A 15,881-nucleotide genomic window follows, 5' to 3' on the forward strand; every position below is an offset into this window, starting at 1 on the left:
GGGCACGAGGTCGTGTGGCGCGGCCGCGTGCCCCACAAAACGGGGCCGGACAACGGGGTTCGGTCTTTTGATGGCGGCGGTACCGGTACACCCCGCCGGTACCGCCGCCATTTCTCCGGGCCCGGCCACGACCCCTACCCCCGGCAGAAGGATTCTGCGATCCTTCGGGAATGGCCGTCATAGATCGTCGCGACGCTGGCGCGGACAGTGACAACACCAGGTCATCGACCCCGTTCCACCATCGCAAGGCTCTGATGGCCGCCGGACTGCTCGCCGCCGCGTGGGCCTTCCCCGCCCTCACCCACGCGCTGCGCGTCGACGAGATCCTCCCCCTGGCGATCCTCCTCGGCACCGCGTCGCTGCTCCGCGTCGGCCGGGATCTCCTCGATCGGCTGGTGATCGCCGGCGCCCTGAGCACGGGCCTGCTCATCGCCGCCGGGATGATGTTCACGTTCTGGCCGTGGCATCTGCATCCGGTCGCCGTGGCCGGGTTCTCGAACACGGTGCTCGTCGTCGTCGGCGTCGTCCTCCACCACCGCCATGGGCGCCTGCCCCGCCTTCCCGAGCGGGTGCGCGCGACCGACGCGATCATCCTCGCCGGCCCGGTCGTCACCTGGGTCCTGCTCCGGCGCCCGCTGCGCGGCAAGAGCTTCACCGACGCCTTCCCGTTCCTGATGCCGCACCACGACACGGCGAACCATTTCTCGTTGTTCGACGTCATCCACCGCGACGGCGGCTACCCGTTCCTGCGCGGCGGGGTGAAGGCGCCGTACCGCTTCGAGATGTCGGGCTACCCGCCGGGAGCGCACTACCTCTACGCGCTGCTCGACATCTTCCGGCGGTCCTCGACCGATCCCGGGGCGCCGGTCGGCGAGGTGGTCCGCTACTCGCAGTACGAGGTCCTCGGATTCTGCTTGCTGACGCTCGCGATCCCCTGGGCCGCGCGGTGGATCGCGGGTCCGTCGGTCATCGGCTGGCGGCGGGTGCTGATCACCGCGACGGCCTCGGCCTTCGCGGTGTTCGGCCAACTGGTCACGATGTTCCAGATGTCGTTCGACGGCGAGATCCTGGGCTTGGCGTTCCTCGCCGTGACGGCCGCGTTGATGTTCCGGCCGCCGGCCAGCGTGTACGAACAGATCCTTCTGGCCGGTGTGCTGCTCACCGCCATCGCCACCGTCTACAGCATGTTCCTGATCAACGCCGGCATCGCCGCGATCATCGCCTTCCGGACCCGCCCGGCGATCCGGGCGGCCGGCCCCGCGCGGGATCTGCTCATCCGCGTCGCGGCCGTCGCCTTCGCGGTATCGGCCGTGACGGTCGCGGCCGGGCTCAAGCTGCATCCGCTCAGCGCCATGTTCACCGAGCGGGGCGGCTTCGTCGATCTCCCCCGGGGGCTGATGATCGCGCTGACGATCGTGGCCGTCGCCGGTGTCCTGACCAGGACCGGCCGGCGGTCACCGGTGTGGCGGGCCTCGGCCGTCACCATCGGCGCCTCGTTCGCGATCGCGGTGTCGATGGAGCTCTACGGCCGCGTCCGCTCCGGCACACCGCAGTACTACAGCTCGAAGCTGGTGGAGTCGTCATGGGTGCTGACGCTCTGCGGGATCGGCGCGCTGGGCCTGTTCTTGAACGGTCAGCGGGTCTCCCGGCGGGCCGAGGCCGCGCTGGCCGCCGCGTCGGTCGCGCTGCCGCTGGCCGTGACCAACGGGTTCCCTATGTCGGCCCACTGGGAGAACCACCCCCCGCAACCGCAGGCCACCAGCGCCACCGTCATCTGGTCCCGGGGCCACATCCCCGCGACCTGGGCCTCGTTGTACGCCGCCTATGTCCGGGCCGGAGGCGTGGTCGCTGACGGTGTCCCGACCGTGTTCACCTACGGCACCTCGCACCAGAGCTACCTGATGACGCAGATCGCGACGACGGTCAGCCACCAGGTGGGCCACGTCTTCCTGCTCCCCCTCGATCCGGACACCTTCACCAGTGTCTGGATGCCCCCGGGCATCACCCGCGTGGATCAGCCGTTCCAGCTCCTCAACCGCCTCCCCGACGCGGCCCCGGGTCTGCCGGTGGCCGCCGACGTCCAGGCCGCTATGGACTCGGTCAAGGCCTACCTGCGCATCTGCCCGCCCGGCACGAGGATCGCGGTCATCAGCAAGGGTTTCGCGGCACTGCTCCAGCAGTTCGCGGAGCAGGAGCCGAACCTGCGCCTGTCGGTGCTCTATGTCCCGGGTGTCACAGCCTCATGAGGCCCGGGATGGTTCCGGCCGCTTGTCCTATATATAGGGAGAATATGAGCGGGACCGTCAGTCCTTGAAGCGGCCCACCAGGTCCCGCTTGATCACCTTCCCGGTCGGGTTCCTCGGCAGCAGGTCGAGGAGCTCCAGCTGCTCGGGCAGCTTCTGCGTCATCAGCCCCTCGCGGCGAAGGAACTCCACCATCTCCAGGAACTGCAACGGCGCCGCGCCCTCGGCCCCGACGACCACCGCGCACACCCGCTCCCCGCGCTCCGGGTCCGGCAGGCCGATCACGGCGACGTCGGCGACGTGCGGATGGGTGAACAGCAGGTCCTCGATCTCCTTAGCGGAGATGTTCTCGCCCTTGCGGATGATGATGTCCTTCAGCCGCCCGGTGATCCGCACGAAGCCGTCCTCGTCCACGGTCCCGAGGTCCCCGGTGCGGAAGTAGCCCTCCTCGTCGAAGGCCTCGCCGTCCAGGGCCGCGTCGACGTAGCCGAGCATCAGCTGCGGCGCCCTGGCCCGCAGCTCGCCTTCCTCGCCGGGCTTCGCGGTCCGGCCGTCCAGGGTCACCACCCGCAGCTCCACACCCGGCATCGGCCGGCCCTCGGAGTCGTCCAGCGCGGTCTGCGGATCGTGGACCGTCGACATCGTCAGGATCGGCGCCTCGGTCAGCCCCCATCCCGCGATCACGCCCAGGCCGCCGACCTCGTCGCGGATCTGCGCGTGCAGCGTCGCCGGCCGCGGCGCGCCGCCGCCGTTGCACAGCCGGAAGGTCGGGAAGGCCCGCTCGCCCGGCCGGGTCCTGGCGAACTCCCGCTGCGCCTTCAGATAGGCCAGATGGAAGGGTGTCCCCGAACCGCCGAGCGTCACCTTCTCCCGGCCGAACAGCTCCACCGCGGCGCCCGGGTCGAACCGGTCGAGCAGGACGTTGGAGGCGCCGGCCATCAGCGAGGCCCCGAGCCAGATCGGCCCGGCGATGTGGGTCAGCGGGAACGCCATGCCGTTGATGTCGTCGGCGGTCAGGGCCAGGCACGTGTGCATGCCGCGCGCCGCGGCCAGGATCGCGGTGTCCGTGTGCCGCGCGCCCTTCGGGTCGGCGGTGGTGCCCGAGCTGTAGAAGTACCAGCGCAGCTCGCGCTCGCCGGGAGCGCGGTACGCGGGCAGCGTCGCGGGGTCGCCCTCGGGCAGCGTCCGGTCCGCCGCCACGTGCCGGGTGCTGGTACCGCCGGTCAGGCGCGCGATCATCGCGGCGAAGTCGAAGCCGCCGAACTCCGACGGCGTGATCACCAGTTCCGGGGCGATCTGCCGGACGATGAAGCCGACCTCGCGGTCGCGGTAGATCGGGATGATCGGGTTCTGGACGGCTCCCAGCCGGCACAGCGCGGCCATCAGCACGTAGCCGGCGGTCCAGGTCGGCAGCTGCCAGGACACGACCGTTCCGGGCCGGACGCCGAGCGCGTGCAGGCCGGCGGCGGTCCGCAGCGCGGCGTCCCGGAACCCGCCGTTGGTCAGGCGCGAGCCGCCGGAGTCCACCAGCAGCTCCCGGCCGGGGTCGGCGTCGGCGCGCAGCTCGATCAGGTCCCACAGGCTTGGTGCGTCGAGCATCCGGGCCTCCTCCACCGATCTGACGGTGAGTCAGTTCTACCTCGGACCACCACCGGTGGGAAGAGGCGTACCGCGCGTGCCCCTTGCGGGCGCAAAGCCGATCAGTACGATATCTGACGGTGCGTCAGATGCCGACGCGCCACGACGACGAGTAGGAGCCCACCGTGGAGTTCGGCCTCTTCAACAGCCTGTACGTGCCGCAGGACCAGCCGGGGATCACCGAGGCATCGCGCCTGCGCGACGAGATCGAGCTCGTCAAGGCGGCCGACCGCGCCGGGTTCAAGTACACCTGGGCCACCGAGCACCACTTCCTCGACGAGTACTCGCACCTGTCCGCCAACGAGGCCTTCCTGGGCTATCTGGCGGCCGCCACCGAGCGCATCCACCTGGGCTCGGGGATCTTCAACATCACCCCGCCGGTGAACCACCCGGCCCGGGTCGCCGAGAAGGTGGCGATGCTGGACCACCTGTCGGGCGGCCGGTTCGAGTTCGGCGTCGGCCGCGGCTCCTCGACCACCGAGCAGCTGGGCTTCGGCATCGAGGAGCCCGAGCTCACCCGGGAGATGGTGGACGAGACGCTGCCGCAGATCGTGCGGATGTGGAAGGAGACCGACTACTCCCACGACGGCCGGTTCTTCTCCATGCCCACCCGCAACGTGCTGCCCAAGCCGCTGACCGATCCGCACCCGCCGCTGTGGGTGGCGGCCGGCTCGCCGGGCACCTTCAAGAAGGCCGCCGAGATGGGGATCGGCGTGCTCTGCTTCGCACAGGCGTCGATGGACGACCTCGCCAAGCTGATCGCCGTCTACAAGGAGGAGATCGAGCGCTGCGAGAACCCGGTCGGCGGCTACGTCAACAACAACGTGATGATCACCTCGCAGCTGATGTGCCTGGAGGACGGCCGGCGGGCCCGGGAGGTCGCGGCCGCCATGGGCTCGGGCTACCACCAGACGCTGCTGTGGAAGTACCTGGACACCTTCCCGCGCCCGCAGTGGGTCACCGACCTCGGCGGCCGGATCCCGGAGATGGACGTGCCCGCGCTGGACGCGATCATCGCGGCGAAGCAGATGTGCGTCGGCACGCCCGAGGAGGTGGCGGGCGCGGTCGAGGCGGTGCGGGCGATCGGGGCCGACCAGCTGGTGTTCGGGATGCTGTCCACCGCGATGCCGATCGACGTGGCGATCGAGTCGGTGGAGACCTTCGGCCGCCACGTGCTGCCGCGGTTCGACACCGACCCGGTGCACTCGACCACCCGCCAGCGGGAGGCTCAGCTCGGGGGCTGAACACCCCAGAGCCCGGCGATCTCCCGGGCGGGCACCACGACGGCCAGCAGCGACAGGGTGTTGGCGATCACCGACTCGGCGTACTCCTCGGGCACCCCGGCCACCGCGTCGCCGGGCAGCACGACGGCGAACCCGGCGTTGACCGCGTCCATCACCAGGTTCGTGATCGCCACGTTGACCGACACCCCGACCGGGACCACGGTGCGCACCCCGAGATTGCGCAGCACCGCGGCCAGCCCGGTGTCGTGCATCGGGCCCAGGCCGTGGTACCGGGGCAGCACGATATCCGTCTCGGCCAGGCCGATCCGGTCGACGACGGCCGCCGCCGCCGATCCGGGCAGCAGGTCCTCGAAGTCCGCCTCGCGCGCCCGTTTCAGCGCCGCGCCGAACACCCCGGCGTTGGTGTTGGCGCCGCGGGCGTCGGCACGCCGGTGGACCGTCGCGTGGACCACCGGCACGCCGGCCGCGCGGGCCGCGTCCACCACGACCGCCATGGCTTCCAGCCGGCGCCCGGCCAGCCGGGCCAGTTCCGGGAACAGGGCCGACGGCCCGATGACGCCGTTCTGCAGCTCGGAGGTCACGACCGCGCAGCGGGACGGTTCCAGCATCGCTTTCAGGTCCAGGGGCATGGCGCGCACGGTAACCGACCCGCCGTGGGATGAGGAGCGGCACTTGTCGCCCGCGCGCCCCGGCAATACGCTCACCTGACGGACCGTCAGATTTCCAGGAGGCCGCTTTGCAGCTGCGCGACACCCCGGCCCAACAGCGGTTCCGCGAGGAGCTGCGCGCCTGGCTCCGAGACGTGCTCCCGACGCTGGATCCGCGCCCGTCCCAGGACGACTGGCCGGCACGCCGGGCCCACGACGCGCACTGGCAGGCCCTGCTGCATCAGGCAGGTTACGCCGGGCTCAACTGGCCCGCCGAGTACGGCGGCCGGGGCGCCACCCCGACCGAGCACCTGATCTTCCTGGAGGAGTCGGAACTGGCCGGGGCGCCCTATGTCGGCGTGAACTTCGTCGGACTGCTGCACGCCGGACCGACGCTGATCGCCGAGGCCTCGGCGGAGCAGCGCGAGCGGCACATCCCGGGGATCCTGCGCGGCGAGGAGATCTGGTGCCAGGGCTTCTCCGAACCCGACGCCGGCTCGGACCTGGCCGCGCTGCGGACGCGCGCCGTGCGCGACGGCGACCACTACGTCGTCACCGGCCGCAAGATCTGGACCTCGCACGCCGAGGTGGCCGACTTCTGCGAACTGCTCGTGCGCACCGGCCCCGCCGACGGCCCGAAGCACCAGGGCATCACGTGGCTCATCATGGCGATGGACACCCCGGGGATCACTTTGCGGCCGCTGATGACCGCCGGCGGATCGACGGAGTTCTCGGAAATGATCCTGGAGGATGTGCGGATCCCGATCTCCGATCGCGTCGGGGCGGAGGGCGACGGCTGGCGGATCGCCATGGTCACCTTCGCCTTCGAGCGCGGAACGGGTTTCGTTTCCGAAGTCGTGTGGGCCAGGCGCCGGCTGGTCGAGATCGCCGCGCTGGCAAGGGAGAACTCGACCTGGGAGGACTCCGGGATCCGCAGAAGGATCGCCCGGCTGGCCGCCGAGTTCGACGCGCTGTGGGCGTTGGTGAAACGCAATGTCTCAGAGGCCGAACATTCCCCGGGCGGCATTCCGGGCGCCGGTTCCTCAGTTTTCAAATTGAGGTTCTCCGAAGCCCGGCAACATCTCGATGATCTGCATGCCGAGGTCCGCGGACCGGAGTCCCTGGCATTCGACGACGAGCACCGCGCCTACGACGGCGAGCCGGGTTACGAACGTCTCAGATCCCTGGCATACACGATCGCGGCCGGCACCTCGCAGGTCCAGCGCAACATCATCGGTGAGCGGCTCCTGGGACTGCCCAAGGAGCCGGCGGCGGGCGGTATCGCGAAGGGGGGCGGGCGGTAATGGACTTCCGGCCGACCGAGGACCAGCTGGCCCTGGCCGGCGCCGTGCGCGACGTGCTGGGCAAGCACCCCTCGCCCGGAACGCCGGGCGAGCAGACGCCGGCGGCCGGGGCCGGCGGTGTGGACCTGGCCCTGTGGCGGGACCTGGCCGAACTCGGCGTCTTCGGGCTCCGGGTGCCGGCCGGGCACGGCGGCCTGGAGCTGGGGCACGCAGAATCGGTGCATGTCTTCGAGGAGCTGGGGCGGGCCCTGGCGACCGGCCCCTACATCGCCACCGCGCTGGCCGCCGCGCTGCTGCCGGAGTACGGAAGCGGACGCCACCGGGTCGGGTTCGGCGACCTGACCAGCGGCGCGCCCCACTACCTGGAGCACCTCGACGCCCTCGACGCACTGCTGGTGGTCGAGGTCGTCGACGGCGAGGCCCGGATCCAGGTGCTGCGGGTGGAGCCGGTCGAGCTGCGCGCCGAACCCGTCCCGCATCCGGTGGACCCCTGCGTCCCGCTGCACCGCCTGCGCCAGAAGCCGCTGCGCGGGGAGATCGTCGGCGACGCCGCCACCGCCGACGCGTTGCTGCGCGAGGGCGCGCTGCTCACCGCCGCCTACCAGGTCGGCATCGCCGCGACCCTGACGGAGCGGGCGGTCGCCTACGCCAAGACCCGGGCCCAGTTCGGCCGCCCCATCGGCTCCTTCCAGGCGGTCAAGCACCTGTGCGCCGACATGTTCGCCCGCGCCGAGCTGGCCCGGGCCGCCGTGCACTCGGCCGCGGTGCAGCTCGACGACGACTGCGCGGACCGGGACGGCGCGGACCTGCCGGCCGCCGCCGTCGCGGTCGCCGCGGCGAAAATTCTCGCCGACGAGGCGGCGGTGGCGAATGCGAGGGCTGCGATCCAGGTCCACGGCGGGATGGGCTGTACCTGGGAGATGGGTCTGCACTACTTCCTCAAGCGGGCTTGGGCGCTTTCGCTCGCCCACGGCCGGGCCGCGGCGCACGCCGACCTGATTTCCGAAGCCCTGTAAGAGAAATCCCGCCACCTCCGCGACCGACGACACCTTGTCCCGGCCCGAACACCGCACGTCGCCGCGGCGGCCCGGCGAACACACTCGGGCGTTGACTGACTACGAATATTGACACTCCGCAACGCTGCGCCTATACCTGGATCCCTAGCGTAACGAAGACGACTTCCCAGCTCAGCAGCAACCGCGATCCCTGGAGCACCGGTGATGACGGCGCGTCGCAGCAGTGCAACGGAGCGTCGCGGCATCGGCGGCTTCACGCCACGCCCGGCGGCTCTCTCCGTCGGCGTCCTCGCGATCGCCCTGGCCGCGACCGGCTGTGCGTCGCGCAACGCTAACACGGCCGGCATGGCTTCGCCGCTGAATCAGGACACGGCCGCGATCGCCCGGGACGGCGGGCTGCCCCACCCGCCGGCGGCGGCCCCGCAGGCCGCCCTGGCCGCGAACAACACCGTCACCGCGCTGCCCTCGGCGACGGTCGTCGTTCCGCCGCCGGGCACCACGACGGTCGTGGACACCGGCGGCAACCTGGCCGACCAGATCGTCCTGAAGCTGGTCCCCGGCGCGTTCACCATCGGCCTGACCCCGCGCGCGAACCCGGCGGCGCCCAAGCCTGCGCTGGAGGTGGTCGGCATGCCGACCTGGCTGTGGATCGAGGGCGTGCCGCCGGCGTTGCAGACCACTGTCACCGTGGCCGGGGTCGTGAACACCGTGATCGACCAGGCGGTCATCGACCAGGTGGACTGGAGCACCGACAAGGGCTCGCTGTTCCGCTGCGGCGGCGGGACGCCCACTCCGCCGACCACGCCCGCGACCACCCCGCCGGTGACGCCCACCACGACGTACCCGACGCCCAGTCCGGGCCTGGGCTACGGGATCCCGTACGACCTCGGTTTCAATCCGACGGCGAGCGGTCAGCCCAACGCGTGCGTCAACACCTTCAGCTCGCCGTACTACACCAAAGCCAACGGCAAGACCCAGGACGGGGTCTACGCCCTGACGGCGAAGGTCTATTGGCACATCTCGTGCACCCGGATCGACACCAACGGCGTGGCCACAACGGTCGTTCTGCCGAAAAGCTACACGGGGAACCTCCTAACGCCTTCCACTCCGATAAGAGTGGGAGAAATCCAGGCATTGGCCACCAGTCCGTAACCAGTCGGTGTAAATATCAGAGGACTGAATTACGGTCCGAGTGGTTAGAACTCCATAGGCAACCCCGATCGCCAGTACGACCGCGGCACCACCCGTAAGCCCGGCACCACCCCACGCCCCACAGCACGGCCCCGACCGCCCCAGACCCGGCAGCCCCCACACCCCGGCAGCCCCGCCGCGGGCGGCGGTCCGGCCCATCGGGAAAGAGCACCGACCATGCGCACCGGAACCGCGACACCGCCGACGGGCGGGAACTTCACGCCGACGCCGTTCGTTCAGCCCGACCCGCCGCGGGCCCGCCGGCAGCCGGCCGTCCTGGCCCTGGGCGTCGCCCTGATCGGCGCCTCCGCGGTCGGTTTCGTGTTCTGGAACCACCAGAGCGCGGCCAAGACGCCGGTGCTGATGCTGGCCAAGGACGTCTCCTACGGCCAGCAGCTCACCCCCGGCGACCTGACCACGGTGCAGGTCGCGCTGAACACCACCGGCGTCTCCTTCGTCCGGGCCGACCAGGAGTCCAAGGTGCTGGCCATGTCGGCGACCACCGAACTGCACAGCGGGGCGCTGCTGAACCCGGCCGACGTCTCCAGCGTGCCGCCCACCCCGCCCGGGGCCGCGCTGGTGGTGATCAACCTCAAGAACCTCCTGATGCCCAGCGGCATCGTGCCCGGCAAGAAGCTGACCCTGGTGGTCAACGGCGTGGTCAGCGACCAGGCCGGCAAGTACACCATCGCCGCGGACTCGGCCGGCGCCCGGGTGCTGTCCGGGGCCAAGCCGGCCACCTTCAAGGTCACGGTGGTCAGCGTGAGCCAGGCCGCGGCCGGCGCGGCCGGGAAGGTGACGCTGGCCGTCGACCCCAACGACGCGCCCAACATCGAGCTGTTCGCGGACGAGCAGCGGCTGGGCGTCATAGTCCCGCCCACCGGTCAGTGACGACGGGACGGATCGACGAAGACCATGGTGATGATCTGCCTCGTGTCGGCCAAGAACGCGCCGGGGGTGACCACGACGACCGTGGCCCTGGCCGAGATCTGGCCGCGGCCGGTGCTGGTGGCCGAATGCGATCCCCGCTACGGGGACATCCTGGCCGGCTACCAGCAGGGCACCGGTGACATGACCAAGGGGCTGCTCGGCCTGGCCGCGATCCACCAGCGCTCGGACATCACGCAGCAGGTCTACAACTTCGTGCAGCCGCTGAGCCCGGGGTCCGAGGCCCGGCTGCTGGCCGGGATCCAGGTCCCGGCGCAGGCCGCCGGGGTGGCCGCGCTCTGGGAGCCGCTGTCCCACCTGCTGCCCTCGCTGATCGTCAAGCGCCGCCCGGTCGACGTCCTGGTCGACTGCGGCTCGCTGCACTCCCCGCACGCCCCGCTGCCGCTGATCCGCAACGCCGATCTGGTGCTGCTGCTGACCGGCGACCACCTGGAGCACATCCGCGCCGCGCACGACGCGGTCCAGACCCTCACCACGCACCTGATGGCCGCGCGGCCCTACGCCGACCCGCGCTGGCGGCTGGCCGCGGTGGTGCGGCCCTCGGCCGCGCAGCGGCACAACAACCGCAAGGCGATCCAGCACACGCTGGAGGTCGACACCATCGCCGAGGTCCGCCACGACGAGCGCGTCGGCGCCGAGCTCCTCGGCCGCCGCCACCTGCCCGGGGGCTATCTGCGCTCGGCCTACATGCGGGACGTCAAAATCCTGCAGGCGTCCATCGACCAGCAGCTGAGCCGGCCCGCGCCGGCCGCCCGCACCGGGCATCTGTCGCTGCCCGCCGGCCACGGGGAGGCGGCCCATGTCGGCTGACCGCAGTGAGAAGAACCAGGACGGCAACCGGTTCTCCGGGCGGCTGCGCTCCGGCGGGCACAACGCCGGCCGCAGTGCGCAGGGCTCCGGACTGCGGGACGCGATCGCGTTCCTGAACCGGGAAAGCGTCTCCCTGCCGCCGCCGGAGGCGCCGCCGTGGGAGGCCCGGCCGAACCCGGGCGGGCCCGGCGGCCAGCACCGGACCGAGCCGCCGCTGGCGCCGGTCCGGGAGCTGCGGCCGCCGTCGGTGCCCGGCGGCCAGCCGCCGGCGGTGATCAACGGCGCGCAGTTCCCGGTGGCCCCGGACCAGCACAACCCGCAGTGGCCCGCGACCCGGCAGCCGGCCGGGCTGCCCGCGCCGGCCCAGCACGGCCAGCACGGACAGCTGAGCCAGCACCCCCAGCACGCACAGCCCGGCCCGGCCTCGCCCGGCGCCCAGCTGGACCGCCGGAGCAGCCCGGCCGGCGCGTACGCCGGGGCGGGCACCGGCTTCGGCGCCCCGCCCGGCGCCGGGCAGCGGTCCTCGGGCCCCGGCGACATCAACGCCTTCGCCGAGATCGACTGGACCGCCGTGGAACTGCTGCGCAAGCAGGTCCGCGACCGGATCACCGAGCAGTTCCCGGCCCGCGACGTCGGCACCGAGGAGCAGCGCCGCGCCTTCGGCATGGCGATGATCGAGGAAGCGGTCAACTCCTGGTACGCCCGGGCGATCTCGCGCGGGCTGGCGCCGTCGGAGTCGCAGCAGCACACCATGCGCCGCGCGGTCGCCGCCTCGGTGTTCGGCATGGGCCGGCTGACCCCGCTGCTGGAGCACCCGGACATCGAGAACATCGAGTTCCGGGGCTGCGACGACGGCTACGTCGTCTACAGCGACGGCCGGGTGGAGCGCGCGCCGGCCATCGCGGACTCCGACGAGGCGCTGCTGAACGACCTCCAGTACTGGGCCGGCAAGCAGAACCGGACGCTGTCGGCGAACAGCCCGAGCCTGTACCTGACGCTGGAGGACGGCGCCCGGCTGACCGCCACCATCGGCACCTGCAAGCGCCCGAACCTGGTGATCCGGCGGCACCGCGTGGTCGACGTGACGCTGGACGACCTGGTGGGCCGCGGCATGCTCTCGCCCGCGATCGCCGCGTTCCTGCGGGCCGCGATCCTGGCCAACTGCAACATCGTGGTCACCGGGCCGCTGAACTCCGGCAAGACCACGCTGCTGCGCGCGATGGCCGCGGAGATCCCGCCGATGGAGCGGTACGCGACCCTGGAGACGGAGTACGAGCTGCACCTCGACGAGGTCGGCCGGCATCCGCGGATGGTGGCCTACCAGTCCCTGGTGGGCACCGCCGAGCAGGGCTACAACGGGCGCCGGGCCGGCGAGGTGACGCTGACCGACATCATGGAGGTCGCGCTCCGGATGAACTTCACGCGGCTGATCGTCGGCGAGATCCGCGGCGCCGAGGTGGTCGCGATGCTGGAGGCGGTGTCCACCGGTGGCCGGGGCTCGCTGTGCACGATGCACGCGAACTCCGCGCGCGACGTGTTCGGCCGGTTCGTGACGCTGTGCACGAGGACGAACATGACCCGGGACTCGGCCGTGCAGCTGGCCGCCGAGTCGCTGCACTACATCGTCAACGTCCAGATGGACTCCGACTCCGCGTCCGGGATGCAGAACACCCGCAGCGCGCGGCGGTTCGTCGACCAGATCGTCGAAGTGAACGGCATGGGCGACGGCATGAATCCGTCGGCCACCGACGTCTTCGCGGCCGGGGCCGACGGCCGGGCGGTGTTCGCGCACCGGCCGGAGAAGATGGCCAGGCTGCAGAAGGCCGGCTTCGACCCGAACTGGCTGCTGCACGGGAACGACAGCTGGAGCCTGGCCGGGGTCGGCACCTCGGGCGGCGGCGGGAACACGGCGGCGGCAGCGGCGCAGCACAAGGCGCAGGCCGCCGCGCCGGCCCAGCACCGCGCCGAGACGGTCGCGGCCCCGTTCAAGGGAATGGGGACCCCGGCCGCGAGCGGCTACCACGAGCAGGCCGCGCCGGTGCCGGACCAGGACCAGTTCGACCGCCAGTACCTCCAGGACCGGCAGCGCATCGACCGGTACGCCGAACGCGGCGACCGGGGCGCGCACCAGCAGGGCGCCCACGGCACGGCCGGGACCGGCGGCCAGCCCTACGACCGGACCGGCCGCGGCTGGCGGTCCGAGCGCGGCGACCGTTCGGACCGGGGCGGAGGCGACCGTGGATTCCGGTGACCTGATCGCGGCGGCGGCCGGGTGCGGCGTCGGCTTCGGGCTGCTGCTGGCCGTCGTCGGGCTGACGCGCCGCGAGGAGCGCACGCCGAGCGCGGCGCGGCCGATCAAGGACGGTCCGCTGACCCGGCTCGGCGAGTTCGTCGCCCCGGCGACCGGGCCGCACGCCCGGGAGCGGCGGCAGGCGATCGCCGCGAGCTCGGTGCTGATCGGCGCGGCGACCTGGCTGGTGACCGGGGTCCCGATGTTCGGGCTCGCGGCGGCCGTGATGGTCGTGGTGGTGCCGGCGCTGGTGATCCCGGACAAGTCCCGCAAGGAGCAGACCGAGCGGCTGCGCGCGCTGGACGCCTGGATCCGCGGCATCGCCGCCCGGATGCGCGCCGGCATCTCGCTGGACCAGGCGCTGAGCGTCTCGGCGCAGGACGTCCACATCATCGCTCCGCAGTTGCAGCGGATGTCGGCGGCGATCGCCGCCGGCCTGCCGACCTCCTCGGCGCTGATGGCGTTCGCCGACGAGATCGGCGACGGCACCTACGACTTCGCCTGCCAGAAGCTGATCATGGTCTCCGGGCGCTCGATCGACGGCCTGGCCGAGTCCCTGGACGGGCTGGCGGCCACGGTCAAGAAGCGGGTCGAGGTCCGGCAGGCCCTGGAGGCCGACCGCGCCAAGCCGGCCTCGACCGCCCGCTGGGTCACCATCGTCGGCCTGCTGATGTTCTTCACCGCGCCGCTGACCCAGGTCAACTTCATCGAGAGCTACCGCACGGTGGGCGGCCAGGTGGCCTTCATCGTGTTCGTCGCCGCCTTCCTGGGCTGCCTGATGTGGACCCGGTCGATCGCCCGCCTGGACCCCGAGCCCCGGCTGTTCGGCGCCGACGCGGCCCGGGCGCCGGCCGAGGAGAAGTCCTCGCTGTTCGGGATGGGAGGCTCCTGATGAGCCTGGTGGCGCCGATCGTCGCCGGGGTCGTCGCGGGCGGCGGCCTGACCCTCGTGGTGGCGCACCTGCTGCCCAGCCCGCCGCCGGAGCTGCGCTCGGCGGTGCAGCGGCTCAACTCCCCGCTGCGCGAGGCCACGCCGGTGGCGTCCGATCCGCGGCTGGCCCCCGGGGCGAAGGGCCGCTCGATCCTGCCCGAGCCGCTGCTGACCTGGTTGCAGGGCAGCGGCCTGGTGCTCGCCTCGCCGGAGGACCTGGCGATCCTGGGCAAGAACGCGACGACGCACAGTGCCGAGAAGATCGGCATGGGGGTGCTGGGCCTGCTGCTGCCGGCGGCGCTGACGCTGTTCCTGGTCGCGCTGAAGATCCACATCTCACTGGCGATCCCGATCGGGATAGCGCTGCTGGTCGGCGCGGTCTGCTTCTTCGGACCCGATCTGGAGATCCGCGGCCGGGCCCGCAGCGCCCGCGCGGAATTCCTGAAGGTCCTGCACGCCTATCTGATCAACGTCGCCCTGGAGCGCCGGGCGAACCTGGGGATCGTGCAGGCGATGACCGAGGCCGCCACCGTCGGCGACTCCTGGGTGCTGCAGCGCATCCGGGCCACGCTGCTGGCCTCGCAGATGTCCAACACCACGCCCTGGCGGGCGTTGGAGGAACTTGGCACCGAGCTCGGTGTCATGCACCTGGTCGAAGCCGCGCAGACCCTGCGGTCGGCCAGCCAGGAGGGGACGGCCGTGTTCCAACGGCTGGTCGCGCAGGCCGACAGCCTCGGCGACGCGGTCCTGACCGAGGAGAAGGCCGTGGCGAACGCACGAAGCGAGCGCATGGTGATCCCGGTGACGCTGATGGGAATCGTGATCATGATCATGATGGCCTATCCGGCGGTCGTCGAGCTCGCCCGTGTCCGCTGAGCGGGGAGTGCACCAAGAACACCACCCACACACCGAGACAGGAGCACACGATGATCGAGCAGCAACTGGTGTTCATGAAGATCCAATTCGACGCGCTGCGCGTGATGGTCGGCAAGCTGCGTCGCGGCGAGGAGGGCGTGACCACCCTGGAGGTCGTCATCATCGGCGGCTTCCTGCTGGCCGCGGCCGGGGCCCTGACGGTCCTGCTGAACAAGGTCTGGACCGACGACAAGGGCAACATCAGCGACAAGTCCGGCGTCGTCGTCAGCGGCTGAGACCACGACGGGAACACGATGATGATCGAGAAGCTGTGGAAGCGCCCTCGCGCCGGACGAGGGGACGAGGGCGTGACGACGCTCGAGATCACCATTGTGTTCCCGGTCTTCTTCGCCGCGCTGATGCTGGTGTTCCAGGCCGCGATGTACCACTACACCGCGCAGGTGGCGCTGGCGGCGGCCCAGGAGGGCAACCGGGTCACGGCCCTGGAGCTCGGCCGGCCCGACGTCACCCCGGACACCGCCGTCGCCGACGGCCGCAAGGCCGCCATCGCCTACCTGGCCCAGGTCGCGGGCACCCGCCTGAGCGGCGTCACCGCGAAGCCGCTCGGCGGCGTGGTGAACGCCCAGAACCAGGTCCAGTTCGTGGTCACCGCGAACGTGGTGCCGCTGCCCTTCCTGCCCGCAATGACCCTCCCGATCTCCCGGACCGCGATCGCGAACCCCGAGATCTTCACGCATGGATGAC

At 71.5% G+C, this 15,881-nt stretch carries 14 protein-coding genes; 12 read left to right on the top strand and 2 right to left on the bottom strand.

All coding sequences use genetic code 11. The features are described 5' to 3' along the window. Positions 1 to 170: 170 nt before the first annotated feature. Positions 171 to 2,246, top strand: a complete 2,076-nt coding sequence (locus ABD481_RS07215; protein WP_344664752.1) for a hypothetical protein — start codon at positions 171 to 173, stop codon at positions 2,244 to 2,246. Between the two features lie 57 nt (positions 2,247 to 2,303). On the opposite strand, the gene ABD481_RS07220 is transcribed toward ABD481_RS07215, so the two are convergent. Next, positions 2,304 to 3,842 carry a class I adenylate-forming enzyme family protein gene (locus tag ABD481_RS07220; RefSeq protein WP_344664753.1) on the bottom strand — a complete coding sequence of 513 codons (1,539 nt, stop codon included), beginning with the start codon at positions 3,840 to 3,842 and terminating at the stop codon, positions 2,304 to 2,306. Between the two features lie 164 nt (positions 3,843 to 4,006). Between ABD481_RS07220 and ABD481_RS07225 the strand changes: the two genes are divergently transcribed. Further along, a complete protein-coding gene (locus tag ABD481_RS07225; RefSeq protein ID WP_344664754.1) occupies positions 4,007 to 5,125 on the top strand; it encodes an LLM class flavin-dependent oxidoreductase in 1,119 nt (372 codons plus the stop codon). Here the strand turns inward: ABD481_RS07225 and ABD481_RS07230 are convergent. Beyond that, a complete protein-coding gene (locus ABD481_RS07230; protein ID WP_344664755.1) occupies positions 5,110 to 5,754 on the bottom strand; it encodes an isochorismatase family protein in 645 nt (214 codons plus the stop codon). The two genes, ABD481_RS07225 and ABD481_RS07230, sit on opposite strands and share 16 nt — an antisense overlap. A gap of 107 nt (positions 5,755 to 5,861) precedes the next feature. Between ABD481_RS07230 and ABD481_RS07235 the strand changes: the two genes are divergently transcribed. The 10 genes from ABD481_RS07235 (at position 5,862) to ABD481_RS07280 (ending at position 15,880) form a co-directional block, all read left to right on the top strand. Beyond that, entirely contained in the window at positions 5,862 to 7,076 is a 1,215-nt protein-coding gene (locus tag ABD481_RS07235) for an acyl-CoA dehydrogenase family protein (RefSeq protein WP_344664756.1), read from the top strand. After that, positions 7,076 to 8,092 (top strand): acyl-CoA dehydrogenase family protein, encoded by a 1,017-nt coding sequence (locus tag ABD481_RS07240; protein WP_344664757.1) that lies wholly within the window; start codon positions 7,076 to 7,078, stop codon positions 8,090 to 8,092. Before ABD481_RS07235 ends, ABD481_RS07240 begins: the two co-directional genes overlap by 1 nt. 204 nt (positions 8,093 to 8,296) lie before the next feature. Continuing rightward, entirely contained in the window at positions 8,297 to 9,244 is a 948-nt protein-coding gene (locus ABD481_RS07245) for a hypothetical protein (RefSeq protein WP_344664758.1), read from the top strand. Positions 9,245 to 9,460: 216 nt separating this feature from the next. Beyond that, positions 9,461 to 10,174, top strand: a complete 714-nt coding sequence (locus ABD481_RS07250) for a CpaB family protein (protein ID WP_344664759.1) — start codon at positions 9,461 to 9,463, stop codon at positions 10,172 to 10,174. Between the two features lie 42 nt (positions 10,175 to 10,216). Next, positions 10,217 to 11,041, top strand: coding sequence for a hypothetical protein (locus ABD481_RS07255; protein ID WP_344664760.1), 825 nt, complete (start codon positions 10,217 to 10,219; stop codon positions 11,039 to 11,041). Further along, complete coding sequence (locus ABD481_RS07260; RefSeq protein WP_344664761.1) at positions 11,031 to 13,292, top strand: ATPase, T2SS/T4P/T4SS family; 2,262 nt, start codon at positions 11,031 to 11,033, stop codon at positions 13,290 to 13,292. Before ABD481_RS07255 ends, ABD481_RS07260 begins: the two co-directional genes overlap by 11 nt. Next, positions 13,279 to 14,223 carry a type II secretion system F family protein gene (locus ABD481_RS07265; protein WP_344664762.1) on the top strand — a complete coding sequence of 315 codons (945 nt, stop codon included), beginning with the start codon at positions 13,279 to 13,281 and terminating at the stop codon, positions 14,221 to 14,223. Before ABD481_RS07260 ends, ABD481_RS07265 begins: the two co-directional genes overlap by 14 nt. Further along, positions 14,223 to 15,137: a hypothetical protein gene (locus ABD481_RS07270; protein WP_344664763.1), complete on the top strand. Its 915-nt coding sequence runs from the start codon at positions 14,223 to 14,225 to the stop codon at positions 15,135 to 15,137. Before ABD481_RS07265 ends, ABD481_RS07270 begins: the two co-directional genes overlap by 1 nt. A gap of 50 nt (positions 15,138 to 15,187) precedes the next feature. Next, a complete protein-coding gene (locus tag ABD481_RS07275; protein ID WP_344664764.1) occupies positions 15,188 to 15,412 on the top strand; it encodes a hypothetical protein in 225 nt (74 codons plus the stop codon). A gap of 72 nt (positions 15,413 to 15,484) precedes the next feature. Continuing rightward, the gene (locus tag ABD481_RS07280; protein WP_344664765.1) at positions 15,485 to 15,880 is read left to right on the top strand and encodes a TadE family protein; all 396 of its coding nucleotides are present in this window, start codon (positions 15,485 to 15,487) and stop codon (positions 15,878 to 15,880) included. Position 15,881 lies beyond the last annotated feature (1 nt).

This window comes from Catenulispora yoronensis (genome assembly GCF_039531695.1).
Taxonomy (GTDB): Bacteria; Actinomycetota; Actinomycetes; order Streptomycetales; family Catenulisporaceae; genus Catenulispora; species Catenulispora yoronensis.